Genomic DNA, 24,713 nt, shown 5'->3' on the forward strand with positions numbered 1-24,713 from the left:
GAGGTAACCATGGAAGGTTTATTAAAACTCTGGGCCGAAACAGGGATCGCGAACTTCGAGTTTGGTCAGATCGTGATGATCATCGTTGGGTGTGGTCTACTGTTTTTGGCTATTCGTAAGGGCTTTGAGCCGTTATTGCTATTGCCGATGGGATTTGGTGCCATTCTTGCCAATATCCCTAATGCTGGTTTCACCGATCCAGGTGGTCTGCTGTACTACATCTATTATGTGGGGATTGAAACGGGAATTTTTCCATTGCTGATCTTTATGGGTGTTGGGGCCATGACTGATTTTGGTGCCTTGATTGCTAACCCTAAAACTCTGTTATTAGGTGCGGCGGCGCAGTTTGGTATTTTCTTTACCTTGTTTGGTGCAATTGTACTGAATGTTATACCGGGTATGGAATTTACGCTCGCTGATGCGTCATCAATCGCTATCATTGGTGGTGCGGATGGTCCTACCGCTATTTTCCTTGCAAGCCGTTTATCACCAGATCTTTTAGGTGCAATTGCGGTTGCGGCATATAGCTATATGGCTCTTGTTCCGATTATCCAGCCACCGATCATGAAAGCATTAACAACACCTGAAGAACGTCAAATTCAGATGCAACAGCTTCGTCATGTGACGAAGATGGAAAAAGTATTGTTCCCATTAGCGGTGTTGCTAATGACAATCTTGTTCCTACCATCAGCAACCCCACTTGTTGGTATGTTCTGTTTAGGTAACTTAATGCGTGAATCTGGTGTGGTTGATCGTCTGTCAAATACAGTACAGAACGAGCTTATTAACATTGTGACTATCATGCTTGGTTTAGGTGTTGGTTCAAAACTTGAAGCTGCGACATTCCTACAAATCGAAACATTAGGTATTTTGGTGCTTGGTGCGGTTGCATTTAGTGTTGGTACTGGTGGTGGTGTATTAATGGCAAAAGCGCTTAACCGCTTTAGTAAAGAGCCAATTAACCCATTAATTGGTGCTGCAGGTGTATCTGCTGTTCCTATGGCTGCACGTGTGGTGAATAAGGTGGGTTTAGAGTCAAACCCTCAAAACTTCTTATTGATGCATGCAATGGGACCAAACGTAGCTGGTGTATTGGGCTCTGCTGTTGCTGCTGGTATCTTGTTAGCATTGGTGGGTGGAAGTTAAGGTATTTCTTTCACTATCTAGTTAAAAAGGCAGCGTTTCGCTGCCTTTTTTTATTTAATGACAATATAAAAATATTGTTCAGTTATCGCTTCAAATGGCACACTTTGCCTTCCTAATAAAAAGGCGACAGACATGACTGATTTATTTACCGGTGATACGGGCTTATGGGTTCTATTTGCGACCGGATTTCTTAGTGCCACATTGTTACCCGGTGGATCTGAAGCGAATCTTATCGCTGCTGTAAAATTAGGGGATAACCCGATATGGCAAATAATCGCAGTCGTTGCGATAGGTAATACCTTAGGTGGATTAACTAATTATTGGTTAGGACTTTTACTACCAGATAAAACTTCAGAGCAAAAACAGAGTCATAAAGCGTTATTGTGGCTAAAAAAATATGGCTACTGGAGTTTGCTACTTAGCTGGATGCCAATTATTGGTGATCCCTTATGTTTAGCGGCAGGCTGGCTACGGATGCGATTTTGGTGGTGTGCAGTTGTCATTTTAATTGGCAAAACATTACGTTATATCGTATTAGCCGCAATCGTATTGGGACTTTTCCCATCATTATCGTTTTAAGGAACTCGAGCGTGAAAAAATGGATCCTGGGTGCAGCCGTAGTGTCATTGACAGGTTGTACTCAATTTACTGAACAGCAGACCACCCAAGTGTTACCCAAAGGGGTAACGTTTATTGAGCAAGTTAAAGCGGTACAAGGGAAAGCTGTGATTCCTTATAGCAAATACCGTTTGGCTAATGGGTTGACTGTTATTTTATCGCCGGATCACTCTGATCCGTTAGTGAATGTGGATGTGACTTACCATGTGGGCTCTGCGCGAGAGCAACAAGGTAAATCAGGCTTTGCCCACTTCTTTGAGCATATGATGTTTCAAGGCTCTAAGCATGTTGGTGATCAACAGCATTTTAAATTGATTACAGAAGCTGGCGGTAATTTAAATGGTAGTACTAACCGTGATCGCACGAATTACTTTGAAACAGTCCCAGCGAATCAATTAGAGAAAGCCTTATGGCTTGAGTCAGATCGTATGGGTTTTTTACTGGATGCGGTTTCACAGCGTAAGTTTGAAATTCAGCGAGATACGGTGAAAAATGAACGTGCACAAAACTTTGAAAACCGCCCGTATGGTTTAATTTATGAAAAAATGGCGGAAGCGTTATACCCTCGTAGTCATCCGTATTCATGGCAAACCATTGGTTATGTTGAAGATTTAGATCGTGTTGATGTCAACGATCTTAAAGCCTTTTTCCTTCGTTGGTATGGACCAAATAATGCGACGTTAACTATTGGTGGCGATATTAATAAAGCGCAAACACTGGAGTGGGTAAATAAGTATTTTGGCTCTATTCCGCGCGGCCCTGAAGCAAAGGATGCACCTAAGCAACCAGTGACGTTACCTTCTGAACGTTACATTACGCTACAAGATAATATTAAGCAGCCTATGTTAATGATGGGCTGGCCGACAGCGTATTTAGGCGCCGAGCAACAACCCTCACTGGATATGTTAGGGCAAGTGATAGGGAGTGGCACGAATAGCTTACTTCATCAAAGATTGGTGAAGACAGGTAAAGCCGTTGATGCAGGGGCATTCCAAGACTGTGCGGAATTGGCGTGTACTATGTATGTGTATGCGATGGCACCGAGTGGCGATAAAGGCCATTTAGATGAATTGCGTAAAGACGTTATGTCGATCATTAATGGCATCGATAAGCAAGGGATTAATAAAGCCCAACTGGATGAAATAAAAGGCTCGGTTGAGGCGAGTGCTATTTATGGTTTACAAAGTGTCAGCGGTAAGGTGTCACAACTTGCGGCTTATCAGACTTTCTTTGGTAACCCTAATTATATCTCAACGGATTTAGCGAACATTGATAAGGTGAATACGCAAAGCGTAATGCGTGCGTATAACCAGTATATTTATCAACATCCAAGTGTCACGCTCAGTGTTGTGCCGCATGGTGAATTACAGCTTCAAGCGGCGAAACCCAATTATGCGCCAGCGCCACGTGTGTTGCCTAAAAATACCAAGATCAAAGATCAAGATTTAGCTTACCGCACGGTTAAAGATAATTTTGATCGTTCAGTGATGCCAAAGGCTTCAAAGCCAGTGAAAGCCGTCATGCCCACACTGTATGAGTTCAGCCTCGAGAATGGGATCAAAGTGGTTGGTACCCAGTATCAAGAAACCCCAACGATCAGTTTGCAGTTAACTGTACCTGCAGGGCGTCGTTTAGATCCGGCAAGTAAAGAAGGTTTAGCTGAGCTTACAGCTACGATGATGAATGAAGGCTCTGAGAAATATACCGCAGAGCAAATGGCATCTAAGTTAGATACTCTTGGCAGTAATATTTCAGTACAGGCTGGATTATATGGCACCACGATTTCACTCAGTACGCTAACTAAGAACTTACCTGAAACGATGGCGTTATTAGAGCAACGTCTTTTCCATCCCGCCTTTAAAGAAAGTGATTTTAAGCGCCTTAAAAAGCAGATGATTGAAGGTATTGTTTATGAGCATCAAAGTCCGGATTGGTTAGCGGGGCAAGCAACACGAGAAGTCTTATTTAAAGGTACTGTGTTTGGGAGTCCAACGGATGGTACCAAGCAAACGTTGAGCAATATTACCCTGCAAGATGTGAAAGACTTCTATCATCGTTATTATACTCCTAACAGTGCTGATGCAGTAGTGGTGGGGGATATAACACAAGCGAAACTAGTACAAGCGTTAGCACCTATCGGGCAATGGCAAGGAGAACCTGCGCCAAGTATCGCACCACAAAAATTACCTGTGTTGAAGCAACAAGCAATATGGTTGGTAAATAAAGCGGACGCACCGCAAACCGTAATCCGTTTAGTGCGTCATGGAATGCCATTTGATGCCGCAGGTGAGCTTTTTAAAACTCAATTGGCTAACTTTAATTTAGCGGGTAACTTTAATAGCCGTATCAACATGAATCTACGTGAAGATAAAGGCTTTACTTATGGCGCAGGGGGCTATTTTAGTGGTGGAAAAGAAGTGGGTGTAGGGGTTTATTATGCTCAAGTTAGAGCTGATGCCTCGGTTGCATCTATAAAAGAGTTTCTCGCCGAGTTGAAGAAAATGAGTACATTAGGGGTAACCGATAAAGAGGTTAACTTTATGCGTTTAGCTGTGGGGCAAAAAGATGCCTTGAGTTATGAGACGCCAAGTCAAAAAGCATCCTTGTTAGGTAATATATTAACTTATGATTTACCAAAAGATTTTGTCGCTCAGCGAAACCAGATTGTCGATACGATTACTAAAACGACCATGGATAACTTAGCTCAGAAATGGTTTAACCCAAAAGATTATCAAATTATTGTGGTGGGTGATGCGAAGACATTGGAGCCACAATTGAAGGTATTAGGCTTACCTATTCATCTACTTACATTAACCAAGTAATTGGGTATTCAGTAACAACTAGCACTGAGTGCTAGTTGTTACTGCTTAGTAAAAGTCTTTCGCAAGTTTTGCTGATATAAATGATGGTAATCAGATTCAATAATGATTACTCTATTTCCCTTAAATTAGATTAAAACGAGAATAACCTTGATGGATTTTTCACAGAGGTTACAGCAGCTTTCTACTCATGCTGACGCACTAACCCAGTTTGGACGTGGACTTGAACGAGAGTCACTTCGCATTACTGAGGATAGGCATTTATCCCAAAAACCTCACCCTGTTGCATTAGGCTCCGCATTAACCAATAAGTGGATCACAACTGATTTTGCCGAATCATTGTTGGAATTTATTATACCAGTATCAACCGACGTTGATCAGCTGTTATGGCAACTTGAAGATATCCATAAATTTTCCCTAAGCAAAATGGATGGTGAGCGTTTATGGCCAATGTCGATGCCTTGTTTTGTTGACTCGCAAGATGATATTACCTTAGCGCAATATGGCTCTTCGAATACTGGGCGAATGAAAACGCTATACCGCGAAGGTTTAAAACATCGCTACGGTAGTGTGATGCAGATTATCTCCGGTGTTCATTTTAACTTCTCATTCTCTGATAGTTTTTGGGATGCCTTGTTTGGTGAGCAAATGCCTGAACAGCGCCAGGAATCGGTTTCTGATGCGTACTTTGGTTTGATCCGTAACTATTACCGTTTTGGTTGGTTAATTCCTTATTTATTTGGTGCGTCTCCTGCACTTTGTGGTTCTTTTATCAAAGACGACAAAGTGAAGGAATCATTTAGCAAAGTGGGCACCGGCACATATTACTTAGAGAAATCGACAGCATTACGTTTAAGTGACTTGGGGTATACCAATAATGCGCAAAGTGCATTAAAAATTGGCTTTAATAGTTTAGAGCAGTACCTCGATGGTTTAAATCAAGCGATTCATACACCATCAGTAGATTTTGCTGAAATCGGCGTTGTCGTTGACGGCGAACGTCGTCAGTTAAATAGCAATGTTTTACAAATTGAAAATGAGCTGTATGCGCCAATTCGAGCTAAACGTGTAACGAAAAGTGGTGAAAAACCATCAGAAGCGCTTAAACGTGGTGGTGTTGAGTACATCGAAGTGCGTTCATTAGATGTGAATCCATTTAGCCCGATTGGGATCAATGAAGATCAGGTACGTTTCCTTGATTTATTCCTAACATGGGCGGTATTAACACCGTCTGCTGATATGGATGATAGTGAGCTTGCTTGTTGGCGTGATAACTGGAATCGTGTTGTTATCGATGGTCGTAATCCAGAGTTGATGCTTAAGATTGGTTGTGCGGGTGAGCGTTTAAGCCTTCAAGATTGGGGCTCTCGTGTCTTTGCTGAGTTAGAGCAAGTAGCGAAAACCATTGATGAGCTAAACGGTAACACTCACTACCAACAAACATGTGAGCGTTTATTAGGTTGGATCTACCATCCTGAACGTACGCTATCAGCACAGTTACTTGAGCAAATCAAAATGGAACAAGGCATTGGTAATCTTGGCTATAAGTTAGCAGCGCAACATGCTGAGAACTTAAAAGCAAAAAAATTCCGTTTTTATGATGCCAATACATTTGAACAAGAAGTTCATAATTCAGTAGAAAAACAGCAACAGATCGAGCGTGATGATACAGTTTCATTTGATGATTATCTCGATAATTACTTTGCCGATATTCATGTTGGCTTGTAAAGAGTGACAACGAAAGAGTATCTTCTTTCAAACGAATAAAAGCTGGGGTCTGGATGGTTTCAGCTTATTATTTTTAGTCTTTACTGATATATACATTTTACATGGATGATGAAATCTCTTCTTTAGCTACTGTTAACCTCCATCCCTATATAATGTATTACTTGATAAATGTCTTTAATGGAATGTGGGTGATATATGCAGCGATCTCTTCGTTTATTTTTGTTGTTTGGAATAACCCTCATTGTTTCAGGATGTGCTTCTGCGCCACCACGAGATCAATCGAATATTTGTAATATTTTTCGTCAATATCCTAGTTGGTATGATGACGCTGTTGATATGCAAAAAGAGTGGGGAACGCCTATCAATGTTGCAATGGCTATCATTAAACAAGAAAGTAGCTTCCGTCATGATGCTCAGCCACCGAAAAACTATATACTTGGTTTTATTCCTTGGGGACGTGTAAGCAGTGCTTATGGTTACGCACAAGCGCAAGATCCAGCATGGGAGGATTTTCAAAAACACACAGGTCATGGTGGTTCACGTACTGATTTCGGTGATTCATTACAATTTGTTGGTTGGTATACCCATGAAACGCATCGTCAATTAGGTATTTCTAAATGGGATGCTTATCGTCAGTACTTGGCTTATCACGAAGGTCGAGGTGGGTTTAAGCGTGGAACATATTGGAAAAAGCCATGGTTAACCAAGGTTGCGCGTAAAGTAGAGCAACAATCAAAGAATTATGGTTGGCAGTTAAAGCAGTGCCGTAAAGAATTAGAAAGTAATAGAAGCTGGTGGTTTTAGACTGTAACAAGTTGCGAATACAGAAAAAGTACCAATAATTGAATAAGTCAGGATTGACGTGCAAGGAGAAGCAAACAATGCCATTACTCGATAGTTTTACTGTTGATCATACTAAAATGAATGCGCCAGCAGTACGTGTTGCAAAGACGATGCAAACACCAAAAGGTGATACCATTACGGTGTTTGATTTACGTTTTTGTCGTCCAAACGTTGATATTTTAAGTGAGCGTGGGATTCATACTCTTGAGCATCTTTATGCCGGTTTTATGCGTGCGCACCTTAATTCAAATAATGTCGAGATTATCGATATCTCGCCTATGGGATGTCGTACTGGTTTCTACATGAGCTTAATCGGCACACCTACTGAAGAAGTGGTTGCTGCAAGCTGGAAAGCGGCAATGGAAGATGTGTTGAAAGTAGAATCACAAAATCAAATTCCAGAGCTTAATGAATACCAGTGTGGTACTTATGATATGCATTCATTAGAAGAAGCAAAAAATATTGCCTCAACTATTTTGTCGCAAGGTATCCTTGTGAATAAAAATGATGAGCTTGCTTTGCCTGAAACAATGCTACAGGACTTAAAAGTGAAGTAAGACTGCTCTTATTTGGTTTTAAATAGAAAAAGCCGACATTGCGTCGGCTTTTTATCACTTATTTTGCGTGTTGGGTAACACTTTAATCAGCTTTATCATATTGCCTGAAACCTCAACGATTTCCATTTTATGATTCGCAATCATGAAGCTAACTTTATTATCTGGAATATATTCAAGATGTTCGAGGATAAGACCATTTAAAGTACGAGGGCCATCCGTAGGTAATTTCCAATTTAAGCTTTTATTCAAATCGCGAATGTTAGCGCTGCCTTCAATCATCAAGCTACCATCACTTTGTGCCGTGATTTCTTCTGCTAACGTTGGTGCAATCGATGTTGTAAATTCCCCGACGATCTCTTCAAGAATATCCTCTACTGTGATCAAGCCTTGAATATCACCATACTCGTCAACAATTAAACCGATACGCTCTTTATTACGTTGGAACTTCAAAAGCTGAATGTTCAGTGGGGTGCCTTCTGGAATGAAATAGACTTCATCAGCCGCACGTAATAGATTTTCTTTACTGAAATCGTTTTTGTCCATCATTAGGCGGTAGGCTTCACGTACACGTAGCATTCCTACAACTTCATCAATGTTGTCGCGGTAAAGTACGATACGACCATGGGCTGAATGACTTAGTTGGCGGACTATTGATTTCCAATCATCATTCACGTTAATCGCCGCGATCTCACTGCGCGGTACCATTAAGTCTTCAACGGTGACATTTTCTAAATCAAGAATCGATAACAGCATATCTTGGTGACGACGTGGGATTAAGCCGCCAGCTTCGTTGACAATGGTACGCAATTCTTCTGAGCTTAGTTTAGATGAACTGTTATTGCTGTTCTTTAATCCTAAAATGAAAAGAAACGCACTGGTGATCCCATTAACAAACCACACTAATGGATAAAGCACTTTCATTAAAATGTTTAAGATGATGCTGCTGGCATAAGAGACACGTTCAGGATAGAGCGCAGCTACCGTCTTAGGGGTTACTTCTGCAAAGACAAGGATCAAAATAGTCAGGGCACCCGTTGCAATTGCCACACCTGCATCGCCATAAAGACGCATACCAAGAATAGTCGCAATTGCTGACGCTAAAATATTAACTAAATTATTGCCGATCAGAATTAGGCCAATTAAGCGATCAGTACGAGAAAGTAGTTTCTCGACACGTTTGGCTCCTTTATGGCCTTGGTTGGCCATGTGGCGTAGTTTGTAGCGGTTTAGCGCCATCATGCCTGTTTCTGAACTGGAGAAATAAGCCGATAGAACGATCATTAAAATAAGTAGAGAGAATAGTACACCTGTGGAGATCTCGTCCAAAAGTCGTAACCCTTAATGTTTTATGCAAGCTAAAGCCCCGTATAAAGGGCAAAATTATAAGTATTGTAATTATAGAAATATTTTATATAAATATATGAGAGGTAACAGTAATTACATGCCAATGATGATTTCTTTTACGAACCGGCTCCCAAAGTAAGCCAGTGTGAGTAGAAATGCACCAATGAGGCTGAACCAAATTACCCTGCGTCCACGCCAACCTTGTTGGTAATGTCCCCATAGTAAGACACTGTAAACACCCCAAGCTAATAATGATAGTATCGCTTTATGGGTTTTACCTTGAGCTATGATATCGTTAATAAATAGATAGCCAGTGAGTAAGGTGGCAGTTAATAACGCATATCCAACAATAATGATCTTGAAAAGTTGACGTTCAACCATCATTAATGGAGGAATATTAGGATTCATTGCTAAGCTCTTTTTATGTTTTAGCTTATGATCAAGCCATGCTAATTGAATAGCATATAGGCTCGCAACCATAAGGGTTGAATATGAGAACAAAGCAAGAGAAATATGCAGTAATACTTGCGGATGTGCTTCTAAATGGGTAATAAAAGCACCAGGCAATAAGGCTGAAGCCGCTAAGTTGATAGCAGCAAAACTGTATATGACTGGTAATAAAAACCAAATCCGCATTTTTAACATTGCTACTGTAGTCAAGCTGGCAATAATTACGCTGATTAACGAAGCAACGTTAAGAATACTGAGGTTTTGTCCTGCGCCTGCAAAGATAAGATCTTTAAGCAGTAGGATATGAAAAATAATTGCCATACAGGCTGCGGCAAAAACTGGGGTAACTTTTATGCCGTTATTGTTAGCAAGTCCTGGAATAACCAGCAACAGTGCAATGAGATAAAAGCCAACTGCTGGAATAGCAAGTAACATATCCATAATAAATGAGATAGCTCCGTATTAACTAATGGCTATTTTATAAGGTTTTAGAGCTGCAATTATACCTTGCTCAAACCTTCATCGCCAACGTAATACCTAAAAGTGACAGAGGATTACATGAAAACGAAGGTTTTTTTACGGTATACTTGTACCAATTTTAGTGATTTTGCAATTTTAATTGAGTTGCGTAACGAGCGAGTAGCACCACATGTTCGAAAATTTAACCGAGCGTTTATCGCGAACGCTTAAAAATGTCAGCGGCCGTGGTCGCCTTACGGATGACAACATCAAGGATACTCTGCGTGAAGTACGCATGGCATTGCTCGAGGCTGATGTTGCGCTGCCCGTTGTTCGTGAATTCGTTAAGCGTGTAAAAGAGCGCGCTGTTGGTACTGAAGTATCAAAAAGTTTAACTCCAGGTCAAGAGTTCATCAAAATCGTTCAAGCTGAACTTGAAGCGGTAATGGGTGAAGAAAGCGAAGGCTTGGATTTAAGTTGCCAACCGCCAGCTGTTATTTTAATGGCAGGTTTACAAGGTGCAGGTAAAACAACCAGCGTCGGTAAATTAGGTAAGCTATTAAAAGAGCGTGATAGTAAAAAAGTATTGGTTGTTTCTGCTGATGTATACCGTCCTGCGGCAATCAAGCAGCTTGAGACGCTAGCGGGTGATGTTGGTATTGATTTCTTCCCATCAAACGTAGAACAGAAACCTGTCGAGATCGCAAAAGCGGCGCTTGAGCACGGTAGGCTTAAATTCTACGATGTGGTCATTGTCGATACAGCGGGTCGTCTTCACGTTGATGAAGAGATGATGGGTGAGATTAAAGATGTCCATAAAACATTAAACCCTGTTGAGACATTGTTCGTGGTTGATGCCATGACAGGTCAAGATGCGGCTAACACAGCTAAAGCCTTTAATGATGCATTACCATTAACTGGTGTGATCTTAACTAAGGTGGATGGTGATGCCCGTGGCGGTGCAGCGTTATCAGTACGTCATATTACTGGTAAGCCAATTAAATTTTTAGGTATTGGTGAAAAAACTGACGCGTTAGAACCGTTTCATCCAAACCGTGTTGCTTCTCGTATCTTAGGTATGGGTGACGTTCTTTCTTTAATCGAAGATTTAGAACGTAACGTTGATAAGCAAGAAGCAGAAAAGCTAGCGAAGAAATTCAAAGACAAAAAAGGCTTTGATTTAGAAGACTTCCGTAGCCAACTTCAACAAATGAAAAACATGGGCGGTATGATGGGAATGCTTGATAAGCTTCCTGGAATGTCACAACTACCGTCTGATGTGAAAGATAAAGTGGACGATAAAGTGTTCGTTCAAATGGAAGCTATCATAAATTCAATGACTAAAGGCGAGCGTGCACATCCTGAACTTATCAAAGGTTCACGTAAAAAGCGTATTGCTGCAGGTTCAGGTACACAAGTACAAGATGTGAACCGTTTATTGAAGCAATTTACCCAAATGCAGAAGATGATGAAGAAAATGCAAAAGGGTGGAATGAAGAATATGATGCGCCAAATGAAGGGGATGGTGCCTGGTGGTGGAATGTTCCCCTGGCGCTAAATTTATGATTTTAAAAGATTTTAAGGTTGATTGGTTATTTTGCTGGCGAAAAAGTAACTAAAGCAGTTGCATTCGTCGTTCTAAAGAGTAAAATTCCGAGGCTTTATTTTGGCACGGGCCCCGTTTTTTAAGCGGGGCCAATTTAATTTACAGTAATGCAAAGAGGACGATATGGTAACCATTCGTTTGGCACGTCACGGCGCTAAGAAGCGTCCATTCTATCAAATCGTTGTTGCTGACTCACGTTGTTCACGTGACGGTCGTAACATCGAGCAAATCGGTTTCTTCAACCCACTAGCTAAGGGTCAAGAAGAGCGTCTACGTCTAGACCTAGATCGCGTAAACCACTGGGTAGGTCAAGGCGCTTCTGTGACTGACCGCGCAGAAAAACTAATCAAAGATGCAGCGAAAGCAGCTTAATTTGATTATTAAGGTAGAAGAAAAACGATGAGCAGTAAAAACCAAGACCACATTATTGTCGGTAAACTGGGTGCCACCTACGGTATCAAGGGTTGGCTCAAAGTTTTTTCCTACACCGAACAATCTGAAAGCATTTTCTCTTACACCCCTTGGCTTATTAAAGTCAAAGGTGAGTGGAAAGAGATCCATGTTGAATCATGGAAACGCCATGGCCAAGGTCTGGTGGCTAAGCTAGAAGGCATGGATATCCGCGAGGATGCCCAAGTTTTCACTAATGCTGAAGTCGCTGTATTGGCTGAACAATTACCAGCACTGTCAGATGAAGAATTCTACTGGCGTGAGTTGTTTGGTATGTCTGTATTCACTACCGAAGGTTACGATCTAGGTAAGGTTACTGACATCCTGGAAACAGGTTCAAACGACGTGTTAGTTGTTAAGGCGAATTTAAAAGATGCTTTCGGGCAGAAGGAACGATTAATTCCGTTCCTCGATGAGCAGGTCATCAAGTTGATTGATCGCACTGCTCAGCGGATCGAAGTTGACTGGGATCCTGAGTTTTAACCTCTGGTAAGGTGAGTAACATGTGGGTTGGTGTAATCAGCCTTTTTCCTGAAATGTTCTCTTCCATTACCAATTTTGGGGTAACAGGCCAGGCGGTAAAAAAAGGCCTTTTGACTGTTGATACGTGGAATCCTCGTGATTTTACGCACGACAAACATCGTACGGTAGATGATCGACCATACGGTGGTGGACCGGGTATGTTGATGATGGTGCAGCCTTTGCGCGATGCCATTCACACTGCCAAACAGTCTGCAAAAGGTAAGGCTAAAATAATCTACCTTTCCCCTCAGGGCCGTAAGCTGGATCAGGCTGGTGTTGAGGAGTTAGCGCAAAATGAGAATCTGATTCTTATTTGTGGCCGCTATGAAGGGGTTGATGAGCGCATTATCCAACAAGAGGTAGACGAAGAATGGTCTATCGGCGATTTTGTGTTAACGGGTGGTGAACTACCTGCTATGACGTTGGTGGATGCAGTTGTTCGGTTTGTTCCGGGCGTACTGGGAGACTTTGCGTCAGCAGAAGAAGATTCTTTTGCAAATGGCTTGCTAGATTGTCCTCATTATACAAGACCAGAATTGTTGGACGGACAGGAAGTACCCTCGGTATTAATGTCTGGCAATCATAAAGATATTAGTCGCTGGCGATTAAAACAATCGCTGGGCCGTACATGGCTAAGAAGACCAGAGCTCCTGGAAAACCTAGCTCTGACTGACGATCAGGAATTCTTGCTAGCGGAATTTATCCGCGAACATAAAGCAAGCATTTAATTAATTTAGTATCAGTTTATTCTAGGGTATATACCAAATGAGTAACATCATTAAAGCTCTTGAGCAAGAGCAGCTAAAAACAGACCTACCGACTTTCGCACCAGGTGACACTGTTGTTGTTCAAGTTAAGGTAAAAGAAGGTGACCGTGAGCGTCTACAGGCTTTTGAAGGCGTTGTAATCGCAATCCGTAACCGTGGTCTACATTCTGCATTTACTGTTCGTAAGATTTCGAACGGTGAAGGTGTTGAGCGTGCGTTCCAAACTCACTCTCCAGTAGTTGACAGCATTACTGTTAAACGTCGTGGTGCAGTACGTCGTGCCAAGTTGTACTACCTACGTGAGCGTTCTGGTAAATCAGCACGTATCCGTGAGAAGCTATCTAAGTAATAGCTTTAAACGCTTGACGTTTAATTGAAAAGCCCACCGAAAGGTGGGCTTTTTTTATATCTGTAAATTAGCCATTTGGTAGCTTTAATATGAATGAGTATTTAAATAGATGAAAAGCGCTGTATATTTACTGAATAGGCTCTAATTAAGTATAAAGTTTGCACTATTATGCTAGGTTGAATTGAGAACATATTGTATAAAATTTATAACAGGTAAGAAGCTGAATAACACTACGTCTTTTTGCTTCTCAATCTTCTTTGATTTTATAGCCAAGGAAATGTTATGAAAGTACTTCCTATTTTAACTCTCTCTTCTGTCGTGCTTCTATCTGGCTGTGTCACACAGTCCTCTTTGATCAGCAAAGGAAACTTTGAAAAGCTCGGTTTTTATGACGGTGCTGGTGGTCGAGTTGCGCTAACAACCACACAACTCGATAAAATTTCAGATAAATATGACGCGACAGAAACACCTAACTATCAAGAGTATCTGCAAGGCTATAGTAAAGGTCGTGATAATTACTGTTCTATTGAGCATGTATTGCAGTTAGGTGAGCAAGGAAAAGTGAATTGGGGAATTTGTGAATATCGTCGTGAGGTTCCACTTTTTAAAGCTAAATGGCAACAAGGGTTTGAACGCTATGGGACAATGGAGCCGCATTTTTAAGTAAATAGACTCATTTAAAGCAACTTTCTTACGGTTACCATTATTTTAAATGACGTTTAAGCTAGCGATAGAAGTGTTTTTCTTATTCCAAAATATCGCCTGTAAACTATTGTTTACGGGTGGTGTTTTTTATTTACACTACTATTGCAATAGGTCATCAAGACTTGTTATGTTTGTTGGCATAATGTTACTAATGGATATAGTGATAACGAAACAGGGATTGTGTTTCGCGCTAACAAATCAATGACAAGGATGCCACTATGCAAAAAGACCAACTCAATAACGTTCATATCGAAGATGAATCTGTTCTTATTACGCCAGCAAAGTTGAAACAAGACTTATCTGTCTCTAAACAAGCGTTGTCTTTTGTGGAGCAATCACGTCAAACCATCGCAGATATTATTCATAAGCGCGATCATCGTTTATTGGTCGTGTGTGGGCCTTGTTCTATTCATGATGTTGAGCAAGCAAAAGCTTACGGACATAAGTTAAAGCTATTAGCAGAAGAGCTTAGCGATCAACTCTATATTGTTATGCGAGTTTATTTTGAAAAGCCACGCACTACTGTGGGGTGGAAAGGTTTAATTAACGACCCATATATTAATGGTTCATTTGCTGTTGAAGAAGGCTTGCATATTGGTCGTCAGCTATTAGTCGACTTAGTGGAAGATGGTATTCCTTTAGCGACCGAAGCACTTGATCCCATTAGTCCGCAATATTTAGGTGATTTATTTAGTTGGGCTGCAATTGGTGCGCGTACGACAGAGTCACAAACCCACCGTGAAATGGCAAGTGGACTATCAATGCCTGTAGGCTTTAAAAATGGTACTGATGGTAGCTTGGCAACAGCGATTAATGCGATGCAAGCGGCTGCGTCAGGCCATAAATTTATGGGAATTAACCCTGATGGGCAAGTTGCTCTGCTAAATACTGAAGGTAATCCTGATGGTCATGTTATTTTACGTGGCGGTAAGCAAACTAATTACGATTCAGTGTCAGTTAGAGAGTGTGAAAACGAGATGGTCGGATCCGGTCTTTCACCAGCCTTAATGGTAGACTGTAGCCACGCTAATTCTCGTAAAGATTATCGTCGCCAGCCTTTGGTAGCTGAAGATGTAATTCATCAGATCCGCGAAGGAAATCAGTCTATTATAGGATTGATGATCGAAAGCCACCTTGATGAAGGGAACCAGAGTGCCGATCTTCCTCGAGATGAAATGAAGTACGGTGTATCGATAACTGATGCATGTATTGGTTGGGACACCACTGAGAAACTACTGCGTCAGGCACATAAGGAATTAGTGCCGTTCTTACAAGATCGAATTAAATAATTACGGATAAAAAAAAATCATGGTTGCTGAGTTAAGCAAATTAAGAGATCAAATTGATGATGTAGATCGTCAAATGGTTGAGCTATTGGCTCAACGACTCGCGTTAGTTGAGCAGGTCGGCGTCGTGAAAAGTCAGCATGGCTTACCTATTTATGCCCCAGATCGTGAAGCCGCAATGTTGGCATCTCGTCGTGAAGAGGCGGAACGTCAAGGGGTACCAGCGGATCTTATCGAAGATGTACTTCGTCGAACGATGCGTGAATCTTATTCGAGCGAAAATGATTCTGGCTTTAAATGTTTAAATCCACAATTGCGACCAATTGTTATTGTTGGTGGTCATGGTCAGTTAGGGAAATTGTTTTGTCGTTTGTTTGAACTGTCGGGTTACCAAGTTAAAACATTAGGTAGCCAAGACTGGGATCGTGCCGATGAAATATTGCATGATGCAGGTATGGTCGTTGTTTCTGTTCCTATCCATTTAACAGAGATGGTGATTGCAAAACTCGATAATTTACCTAAAGACTGTTTACTTGCTGATTTAACATCGATTAAAAGTGGTCCATTACAAGCGATGTTAGAAGTGCATAAAGGACCTGTGGTTGGGTTACACCCAATGTTTGGTCCTGATATTCCAAGTCTTGCGAAACAGGTTATTGTGTACTGTGATGGACGAAATCCAGAAAGTTACCAATGGGTGTTGGAGCAGTTTCAAATTTGGGGCGCATCACTGAATCGAATTAGTGCGATTGAACATGATCAGGGGATGACCTTGATCCAAGCATTACGTCACTTTACGTCGTTTGTTTATGGTGTTCACCTTGCTGAAGAAGATCCAAAGTTAGAGCAATTAATGTCGTTAAGTTCACCTATCTATCGCTTAGAACTCGCGATGGTAGGACGTTTGTTTGCTCAAGATGCGCAATTGTACGGTGATATTATTATGTCAGCGCCACAGAATATTGCGATGATCAAACGTTTCCATCAGCGCTTTGGTGAAGCAATTGAAATGCTAGATGCTCAAGATAAAGATGCGTTTAAGCAAGCTTTTGGTCAAGTATCAGGATGGTTTGGCGATTACGCCGAACATTTTTTATCAGAGAGCCAGGGACTGCTTAGGCAGGCGAACGATTCAACTCACCGTAAATCGTAGTTAATTTTCTGATAGTTAAAATAAAAGAGCCCGTCATGTCATTATTACTCGAAAGAGAATGTCATAACGGGCTTTTTGTTATATGTACATTTTAGTCGAGGAGCTCAACTTCTGTTGGCGCGACATTTTCACTTGGATAACAGCCTAATACTTTAATAAAGCGGGTTAGGCGGGTGAGTTCTTCTAGCGCTTGCTGCATCACATCTGATTTAAGATTGACCTCGACATCCACATAGAACATTTCTTCCCATGGGTTGCCAATTACAGGGCGTGATTCCAGCTTACTCATATTGATATTAAGATTTTTCAGCACCAGTAAACATTCAACCAATGAACCTGCTTTTTGTGCTGTCGACATAATTAAAGTGGTTTTCGCTGGGATCAAGGATGTTACATCAACAGGTTTACGCGCTACGATAATAAAGCGGGTAAAGTTTTCTTGCTGATTGGCAATATCTGATTTAATTGAGGTTAAACCATACAATTCGCCGCTTGATGCATTACCAATAGCTGCAACATTCGGTTGTTTTAGCTCGGCTACTTGCTCCATCGCTTCAGCGGTACTTGAACAATATTCTTGCTTTATGCTCCCCATGCTATGAAGGAACTCGCTACATTGTTGGTGTGGCTGTGGGTGAGAATATAAGGTATCAATATGTTCAAGTTTCGTATCGACAGCAGTAAGTAGGCAATGTTCGATAGGTTGGGTTATCTCGCCCACAATAGAAAGACTTGTGTGTTGCAGTAAATCATACACTTCATTGATTGAGCCTGAGCTAGTATTTTCAATGGGTAAGACACCGTAATCAGCATTACCTGTTTCGACAGTATTGAAAATATCTCGAAAAGTAGAACAACTTAGTTCAACCAGGTTGGTTTGTTTACGGCTAAAATAATTTCGGCTTGCTAAATAAGAGTATGAGCCTTTAGCACCAAGGAAAGCGACACGTGCAGTTGGATTCGCACTATCTGGATTGGCTAGTTTTTGTAGGTAAGCTTGTTGAAATAATACGGAGTCTTCAATTATGGTATGGAAGATCTGCGTAACATATTGCGCATCTAATTGATGAAGCTTGCCACTTTCTATCAGTTTTAAAAGTAATTCGTGTTCACGTGTTTGATCGCGTACAGGTTTAGCGGTGCTAATTTTACTTTTAGCGACCTCTAGACTAAGCGCTCTTCGCTCTGCCAGTAGTTCAAGTAAAGCGTTATCGATACGACTGACATTTTGACGAATGTCATCGAGAGAATAGCGAGTATCGGTCATTGGCGTCCCTATCTGATTTCCGAGTATAGCGATAGCTTATATCGTCGCTTACGTCTCATATCATACTAATGTGAATTGATACGAAAGAGTTGATGAATAGATAAGCTGCGATGATATAAGCGAAATGGTCACTTTTTATCTTAAGCCACATTATGCAGCACACTATTTATTGTCAAGTAGATTAGTGGCTAGTGCTAAGAATGGAAATAATGAGAGAAGATTAATATTGTTATGTTGAGATAATGAGAACAGTATTGCTAGAAACAAACAGCCCCGCATAAGCGGGGCTGTTTTAAAATCCTTATGATGTTCTAGTATGCGTCGTCTAGCTCTACTTCATCTAGTTCTACTTTTTCTTCAGCCACTTCTGGCTTTTCACTATGGCTCGCACGGCGAGCATTAGGTTTGTGAGCTTGTTTTTTCAACTGTCGGTCAAGCTTTTGATAAAGCTCTGTAATCGCACCAAACAGGTCGTCATGCTCTGCAGAAGCAACGAGTTGTCCTCCGGCAACGTTTACTGCAGCCTCGACTTTAAATTGCTTACTTGGCTCTTTGCTAATCACAACGTGTTTTTTGATTAGCGGCACCTGAAGTTTTTCTAACTTATTGAACTTAAATTCAAAACGCTCACGGATAGCCGGGGTGATATCGATGTTTTTACCAGTGATTTCTAATGTCATAATTATCTTCCTCGTTTGCTACCCTTCGTTGGGTTGAATTCAGAGTACTAAATCTAGAACTTAATAACGTGATCTGTATCACGTTATTGTCTTTAATAATTATCAGCAAAAAAATCTGTGATCATCTTGGATTTGTAGCAAAAAAGTTTATAAAAAGTACTTGAGATGAGAATGATATTTAAGGCAGTATGCAGGAAGGTAAAATGCTAGTGGCTAGTGCTAACTAGGGGTTTTATATAAGAATTTTAATGAAATGAACATTTTTTAGTCGTTGTAACTAGTCAGTGTAGTGATAAAAACATTAATTAATGTTAAAAATTAAACACTATTTTAAGTATAAAAAATGGCAGCTTATTTCTAAGCTGCCATTTTTTTATAAAACAAAATGCGCTAATGGTTAGTTAGCTGGATTTAATTTCATCAATTTATCGGTGCGTTCAACTTCTTTTTGCAAGTTCAGCTTTTCATAGGCTGTTTTTTCCAGCGCTAAAGATTGGCGTGCAGCTTCTGTATCTGAGTATAAACGTTGTATTTGCTGGCAACGGTTAATTGCTGCAATCCATGCTTCACGACGAATATAGAAATCCACAGTAGCCAAATCATAATTCGCTAAACGGTTTTTCAAAAAGATCATACGTGTTTTAGCATCTGCACTATATTCACTTTCAGGGTAACGCTCTAAAAGGTATTTAAAATCCTTGAAGGCTTGGCGAGATGGTGTTGGATCACGGTCAAATCGATTGATATTAAACATATCATGCATAAAGCTACGATCTTGAGCCATATGTGTTAAACCACGCATATACACAACCCAGTCAGCTTGTGGATGGTCGGGGTTTAAACGTAAAAAACGTTCAATCGTTGCCTCACCCAGGGCTAAATCATCACTTTTATAGTAAGCATAAATAAGATCTAGCTGTACTTGATCGGAATAAGCACCAAATGGGTAACGTGAATCTAGCGCTTCTAATTGTTCGATAGCCGATGTCCAATTTCCTTTTTGCAAAGCGGTTTGTGCAGTTGCATATAAGTTTGAAGGTGGCACATCTGGTATTACATCTTCTTTACTCGAACAGCCTGAAAGAAGGGCTACGGCAAGAAGAGTCGTGATTGTCAGGCGTTTCATTGCGGCGTTAGTTTCCTTGATAAAAATTTTATTTTGCTCGATCCATTACGGTTAGAGCCGTTAACAGATACAATGACACTATATAGGTTACATCAAGCATAGTTTCAAGCTTGGTCCATTTTACGCAGCGTATGACTATTAGTCTCACGCTTTTTTAAAAAGTTCGCTATGGCACAGCAAATAGAATTGACAAACACAGTTGGTGAAAACCAATTAGGCATGCGCCTGGATCAGGTTATTGCTCAATTATATCCAGATTATTCGCGTTCGCGCATTAAAGATTGGATTTTAAACGGTATGGTTTCAGTGAATGGCGATGTCGTCAAGAAACCTCGTGAAAAAATGATGGGTGGCGAAGAGCTATTTATCCAAGCTGAGATCGAAGATGAAGTTCGTTGGGTCGCACAGGATATTCCTCTCGACATCGTTTACGAAGATGATGACATTCTTGTTATCAATAAACCGCGTGACTTTGTTGTTCACCCAGGTGCAGGCACGCCAGATGGTACGATCTTGAATGCGTTATTGCATTATTGCCCATCTTTGGCGGAGGTTCCGCGTGCGGGTATCGTTCACCGTTTGGATAAAGACACCACAGGATTGATGGTGGTTGCAAAAACGATTCAAGCTCAAACACGTTTAGTTCGTGCACTACAAAAGCGTAAGATTACGCGTGAGTATGAAGCGTTAGCTATCGGTCAGATGACGGGTGGTGGCACGATTGAAAAACCAATTGGTCGTCACTCAACCAAGCGTATTTGTATGGCGGTACATGAAATGGGTAAAGATGCGATCACCCATTACCGTGTTGCTGAACGTTTCCGTGAACATACACGTATTGTATTACGTCTTGAAACGGGCCGTACGCACCAGATCCGTGTTCATATGTCATACATGAGCCACCCTTTAATTGGTGACGTGATTTATGGTGGTCGTCCTCGTCCGCCACGTGACGCATCTCCTGAGTTTATTCAGGCATTGCGTGCGTTTGATCGACAAGCACTGCATGCGCGTATGCTGCGATTAGATCACCCTATCACTGGTGAAAAGATGGAATGGCATGCACCGCTACCAATTGATATGGTGGCGATGATTGATATTTTGCGTAAAGACACGCAAGAAAATAACGAAGACGATTATTAATGAAAGTCATTATTCCTAACTGGCCAGCCTCGAAACATGTGCGCGCGATAAGTACGACCCGTTTTGGGGGGATTAGTGCTGCTCCATATCATGAATTGAACTTAGGTTTACATGTTGGGGATGATGAAGCTGTTGTTAATCAAAACCGTGAATTGTTGAAACAACATTGTGGTCTAGTGGATTCTCCTGCATGGCTGAATCAAATCCATAGTGCTGATGTGATTGAGCTTAATGCTGAACTCTCATCAGTACCAGATGCTGATGGTAGCTTTACTCGTTCTCCGGGATTAGCCTGTGCCATCATGACTGCTGACTGTTTACCTGTTTTATTTTGCGATAAGCAAGGAACAGAAGTTGCTGCGGTTCATGCCGGATGGCGAGGACTGGCTACAGGTGTGATTGAGCATGCAGTGGAAAAATTCCACTGCAACACAAGCGATATTATGGCGTGGTTAGGTCCGGCTATTGGGCCTACTGCATTTGAGGTCGGTGGTGAAGTTCGAGAACAATTTATGGCAGCCGATCCGAATGCAGAAGATGCTTTTATTCCGCATGGTGAGAAATGGTTGGCTGATTTGTATTTACTAGCAAAGCAGCGTTTGAATCGATTAGGTATCACAGCTGTTTATGGTGGAGGGTATTGTACTTTGACTGATGAACAGCAGTTCTACTCCTATCGACGACAAGCGGTAACAGGTCGTCAGGCCTCGTTGATTTGGTTAGTGGATAATAAATAGTACGTAATTGGTTAACGACATTAATTATTGCTAAGCGAGTGATCTTAATAAAGATCGCTCGCTTTTTTTTTGCAGCATTATATTACGATTTCTAGAGTTGAAAAATATATCTCAAGTATCCATATATATAGCATTAGTTTAATTATATTTATTGGGAGAACTTATGCGTCTTGACCGATTTACCAGCAAATTTCAATCGGCAATATCTGATGCTCAGTCGCTGGCTCTAGGACGAGACCATCAGTATATCGAGCCTGCACACCTTATGGTGGCTTTGCTTAATCAAGATGGTAGCACCGTGCGTCCGTTGCTCACCCTTTTGAACATCGATATTACCCAGTTACGTTCACGCTTAGCTGAGCTATTAGATCGCATGCCTAAAGTAACGGGTATTGGTGGTGAAGTTCAGCTTTCACATGGTATGGGCGTACTGCTTAATATGTGCGATAAGTTGGCACAAAAGCGGAAAGATAAATTCATTTCTTCAGAGCTATTTATTTTAGCGGCGGCTGAAGATAAAGGCCCATTGGGTGAGCTATTTAAAGAATTAGGTTTAACGGCGAAAAATATTGAACAAGCGATTGATCAAGTTCGTGGTGGACAGAAAGTCGATGATCCTAATGCCGAAGAAAATCGTCAAGCACTGGAAAAATATACTGTTGATTTAACCGAACGTGCTGAGCAGGGCAAGCTTGATCCTGTTATCGGTCGTGATGATGAAATTCGCCGTACTATTCAAGTATTGCAACGCCGTACCAAAAATAACCCAGTGATCATTGGTGAACCAGGTGTGGGTAAAACCGCGATTGTTGAAGGGTTAGCACAACGTATTGTTAATGGTGAAGTACCTGAAGGTTTACGTGATAAGCGTGTTCTTTCTCTCGACATGGGCTCATTGATTGCAGGTGCAAAATTCCGTGGTGAATTTGAAGAGCGCTTAAAAGCGGTACTTAATGAGTTATCGCAAGAAGATGGCCGTGTAATTTTGTTCATCGATGAAATTCACACCATGGTTGGTGCAGGTAAAGGCGAAGGCTCAATGGATGCCGGTAATATGCTAAAACCTGCATTGGCACGTGGTGAGCTTCATTGTGTCGGTGCTACAACATTAGATGAATACCGTCAGTATATTGAGAAAGATGCAGCACTTGAACGTCGTTTCCAAAAAGTGCTGGTGGATGAACCAAGTGTGGAAGATACCATTGCGATCCTTCGTGGTTTGAAAGAGCGTTACGAGCTTCATCACCATGTGGAAATTACCGATCCTGCAATTGTAGCTGCTGCAACATTGTCACATCGTTACATTTCAGATCGCCAGTTACCTGATAAAGCAATTGATCTTATCGATGAAGCGGCATCAAGCATTCGTATGCAAATTGATTCAAAGCCTGAATCATTAGATCGTCTTGAGCGTCGTATTATTCAACTTAAGATTGAACAGCAAGCGCTAGAAAAAGAAGATGATGCTGCAAGTAATAAACGTCTCAGTGATCTGCTTGAAGAACTTGATCTAAAAGAGCGCGAATATGCAGAGCTTGAAGAAGTGTGGAATGCTGAAAAAGCAGCACTGTCAGGTACTCAACATATTAAAGCAGAGCTTGAACAAGCGCGTACTGATGTGGAAATTGCTCGTCGTGCTGGCGATTTAAACCGCATGTCAGAGCTACAATACGGTCGTATTCCTGAGTTAGAGAAGCAGTTAGATCTTGCTGCGCAAGCAGAAATGCAAGAAATGACCTTGTTGAAAAACAAAGTCACTGATACCGAAATTGCCGATGTTTTATCAAAAGCGACAGGTATTCCGGTATCAAAAATGCTCGAAGGTGAACGTGATAAATTGCTTCGTATGGAAGATGAATTACACCATCGTGTCATTGGTCAAGATGAAGCGGTCGTCGCTGTTGCTAACGCCATTCGTCGTAGCCGTGCAGGTCTTGCTGATCCACAACGCCCAATTGGCTCTTTCTTATTCTTAGGCCCAACAGGTGTAGGTAAAACAGAGCTATGTAAATCACTGGCTAACTTTATGTTTGATAGTGAAGAAGCAATGGTTCGAATCGACATGTCCGAATTTATGGAGAAACACTCAGTCGCTCGTCTAGTGGGTGCGCCTCCAGGTTACGTCGGTTATGAAGAAGGGGGTTACCTCACAGAAGCGGTTCGTCGTCGTCCATATTCAGTAGTATTACTAGATGAAGTAGAAAAAGCACACCCTGATGTGTTCAATATCTTACTTCAAGTATTAGATGATGGTCGTTTAACTGACGGTCAAGGTCGTACAGTAGATTTCCGTAATACGGTGATCATCATGACATCGAACTTGGGCTCAGATCGTATTCAAGAGCATTTCGGCAACCTTGACTATGAGGGGATCAAAGCACTTGTAATGGACGTTGTTGGACAACATTTTCGCCCTGAGTTTATAAACCGTGTTGATGAAACCGTCGTGTTCCACCCGCTTGGTAAAGAAAACATCAAGAATATTGCAAGCATTCAGCTTGAACGATTGAAAAAACGCCTCGCTGAAAATGACTTCCGTCTAGATGTTGAAGACAGTGCGTTAGATATGATTGCTGAAGCTGGATTTGATCCTGTTTATGGTGCGCGTCCATTGAAACGTGCTATTCAGCAATATATTGAAAACCCACTAGCGCAAGACTTGTTATCAGGTAAATTTGTTCCGGGTAAAGTGATAACACTGTCTGTGAAAGATGATGTAATTGTTGCTGAGCAAATTTAATTATTTCATTTAATCACTATGACTAAACGCTCTGCATTGAAGTGGGGCGTTTTTTATCTAATGAAAAGACTTCTTTAGGTGGATTCTTGATCATTAAAAGATGAATTGTTTAAGGATTGTTCAAACGCGCATTTTTCTTTTAAAAAGGGCTTGTCAGCAAAAAATCTCCCCCTATAATGCGACCTCACTGACACGGAGTAAGCCACTGGCTAGCAACG

22 protein-coding genes are annotated in these 24,713 nt (G+C 41.3%); 17 read left to right on the forward strand and 5 right to left on the reverse strand.

Translation table 11 applies throughout. From position 1 onward, the window contains the following. Positions 1 to 9 precede the first annotated feature (9 nt). From SKA34_RS19565 to luxS, 6 genes are all read left to right on the forward strand, one after another. Entirely contained in the window at positions 10 to 1,146 is a 1,137-nt protein-coding gene (locus SKA34_RS19565; RefSeq protein ID WP_006647227.1) for a sodium ion-translocating decarboxylase subunit beta, read from the forward strand. A 132-nt stretch (positions 1,147 to 1,278) separates the two neighbouring features. Beyond that, positions 1,279 to 1,725, forward strand: a complete 447-nt coding sequence (locus tag SKA34_RS19570; protein ID WP_006647228.1) for a YqaA family protein — start codon at positions 1,279 to 1,281, stop codon at positions 1,723 to 1,725. Between the two features lie 11 nt (positions 1,726 to 1,736). Continuing rightward, complete coding sequence (locus SKA34_RS19575) at positions 1,737 to 4,586, forward strand: pitrilysin family protein (protein ID WP_006647229.1); 2,850 nt, start codon at positions 1,737 to 1,739, stop codon at positions 4,584 to 4,586. A 147-nt stretch (positions 4,587 to 4,733) separates the two neighbouring features. After that, entirely contained in the window at positions 4,734 to 6,311 is a 1,578-nt protein-coding gene (gshA, locus tag SKA34_RS19580) for a glutamate--cysteine ligase (RefSeq protein WP_198138509.1), read from the forward strand. Between the two features lie 195 nt (positions 6,312 to 6,506). Next, entirely contained in the window at positions 6,507 to 7,115 is a 609-nt protein-coding gene (locus SKA34_RS19585) for a hypothetical protein (RefSeq protein WP_006647231.1), read from the forward strand. Between the two features lie 77 nt (positions 7,116 to 7,192). Beyond that, positions 7,193 to 7,711, forward strand: a complete 519-nt coding sequence (gene luxS / locus SKA34_RS19590) for an S-ribosylhomocysteine lyase (RefSeq protein WP_006647232.1) — start codon at positions 7,193 to 7,195, stop codon at positions 7,709 to 7,711. Between the two features lie 54 nt (positions 7,712 to 7,765). On the opposite strand, the gene SKA34_RS19595 is transcribed toward luxS, so the two are convergent. Next, on the reverse strand, positions 7,766 to 9,037 hold the full coding sequence (locus tag SKA34_RS19595; protein WP_039860963.1) for an HlyC/CorC family transporter: 1,272 nt from the start codon (positions 9,035 to 9,037) through the stop codon (positions 7,766 to 7,768). Between the two features lie 111 nt (positions 9,038 to 9,148). Beyond that, a complete protein-coding gene (locus SKA34_RS19600; protein ID WP_006647234.1) occupies positions 9,149 to 9,946 on the reverse strand; it encodes an inner membrane protein YpjD in 798 nt (265 codons plus the stop codon). 208 nt (positions 9,947 to 10,154) lie between these two features. Between SKA34_RS19600 and ffh the strand changes: the two genes are divergently transcribed. From ffh to tyrA, 8 genes are all read left to right on the forward strand, one after another. Then, on the forward strand, positions 10,155 to 11,522 hold the full coding sequence (gene ffh / locus SKA34_RS19605; protein WP_006647235.1) for a signal recognition particle protein: 1,368 nt from the start codon (positions 10,155 to 10,157) through the stop codon (positions 11,520 to 11,522). 171 nt (positions 11,523 to 11,693) lie between these two features. Further along, complete coding sequence (gene rpsP, locus SKA34_RS19610; RefSeq protein WP_006647236.1) at positions 11,694 to 11,942, forward strand: 30S ribosomal protein S16; 249 nt, start codon at positions 11,694 to 11,696, stop codon at positions 11,940 to 11,942. A gap of 27 nt (positions 11,943 to 11,969) precedes the next feature. Next, the gene (gene rimM, locus SKA34_RS19615) at positions 11,970 to 12,503 is read left to right on the forward strand and encodes a ribosome maturation factor RimM (protein ID WP_006647237.1); all 534 of its coding nucleotides are present in this window, start codon (positions 11,970 to 11,972) and stop codon (positions 12,501 to 12,503) included. Between the two features lie 20 nt (positions 12,504 to 12,523). Continuing rightward, positions 12,524 to 13,270, forward strand: coding sequence for a tRNA (guanosine(37)-N1)-methyltransferase TrmD (gene trmD / locus SKA34_RS19620; protein ID WP_006647238.1), 747 nt, complete (start codon positions 12,524 to 12,526; stop codon positions 13,268 to 13,270). Positions 13,271 to 13,307: 37 nt separating this feature from the next. Beyond that, positions 13,308 to 13,658 (forward strand): 50S ribosomal protein L19, encoded by a 351-nt coding sequence (gene rplS, locus SKA34_RS19625; RefSeq protein ID WP_005371532.1) that lies wholly within the window; start codon positions 13,308 to 13,310, stop codon positions 13,656 to 13,658. Between the two features lie 282 nt (positions 13,659 to 13,940). Then, a complete protein-coding gene (locus tag SKA34_RS19630; RefSeq protein WP_006647239.1) occupies positions 13,941 to 14,321 on the forward strand; it encodes a DUF2799 domain-containing protein in 381 nt (126 codons plus the stop codon). A gap of 260 nt (positions 14,322 to 14,581) precedes the next feature. After that, positions 14,582 to 15,652, forward strand: coding sequence for a 3-deoxy-7-phosphoheptulonate synthase (locus tag SKA34_RS19635; protein ID WP_006647240.1), 1,071 nt, complete (start codon positions 14,582 to 14,584; stop codon positions 15,650 to 15,652). Between the two features lie 19 nt (positions 15,653 to 15,671). Then, positions 15,672 to 16,802, forward strand: coding sequence for a bifunctional chorismate mutase/prephenate dehydrogenase (gene tyrA, locus SKA34_RS19640; RefSeq protein ID WP_006647241.1), 1,131 nt, complete (start codon positions 15,672 to 15,674; stop codon positions 16,800 to 16,802). A gap of 91 nt (positions 16,803 to 16,893) precedes the next feature. Here tyrA and pheA read toward each other — a convergent pair whose 3' ends face one another. From pheA to bamD, 3 genes are all read right to left on the reverse strand, one after another. Further along, a complete protein-coding gene (gene pheA, locus SKA34_RS19645; RefSeq protein ID WP_006647242.1) occupies positions 16,894 to 18,069 on the reverse strand; it encodes a prephenate dehydratase in 1,176 nt (391 codons plus the stop codon). A 311-nt stretch (positions 18,070 to 18,380) separates the two neighbouring features. After that, positions 18,381 to 18,749, reverse strand: a complete 369-nt coding sequence (hpf, locus tag SKA34_RS19650) for a ribosome hibernation-promoting factor, HPF/YfiA family (RefSeq protein ID WP_006647243.1) — start codon at positions 18,747 to 18,749, stop codon at positions 18,381 to 18,383. Between the two features lie 397 nt (positions 18,750 to 19,146). Beyond that, positions 19,147 to 19,875 carry an outer membrane protein assembly factor BamD gene (bamD, locus tag SKA34_RS19655; RefSeq protein WP_006647244.1) on the reverse strand — a complete coding sequence of 243 codons (729 nt, stop codon included), beginning with the start codon at positions 19,873 to 19,875 and terminating at the stop codon, positions 19,147 to 19,149. Between the two features lie 168 nt (positions 19,876 to 20,043). On the opposite strand from bamD, the gene rluD reads away from it, so the two are divergent. From rluD to clpB, 3 genes are all read left to right on the forward strand, one after another. After that, entirely contained in the window at positions 20,044 to 21,018 is a 975-nt protein-coding gene (rluD, locus tag SKA34_RS19660; protein WP_006647245.1) for a 23S rRNA pseudouridine(1911/1915/1917) synthase RluD, read from the forward strand. Beyond that, positions 21,018 to 21,755 (forward strand): peptidoglycan editing factor PgeF, encoded by a 738-nt coding sequence (pgeF, locus tag SKA34_RS19665; protein ID WP_006647246.1) that lies wholly within the window; start codon positions 21,018 to 21,020, stop codon positions 21,753 to 21,755. Before rluD ends, pgeF begins: the two co-directional genes overlap by 1 nt. A gap of 163 nt (positions 21,756 to 21,918) precedes the next feature. Continuing rightward, positions 21,919 to 24,495 carry an ATP-dependent chaperone ClpB gene (gene clpB, locus SKA34_RS19670; RefSeq protein WP_006647247.1) on the forward strand — a complete coding sequence of 859 codons (2,577 nt, stop codon included), beginning with the start codon at positions 21,919 to 21,921 and terminating at the stop codon, positions 24,493 to 24,495. Positions 24,496 to 24,713 lie beyond the last annotated feature (218 nt).

Source organism: Photobacterium sp. SKA34 (genome assembly GCF_000153325.1).
GTDB lineage: Bacteria > Pseudomonadota > Gammaproteobacteria > Enterobacterales > Vibrionaceae > Photobacterium.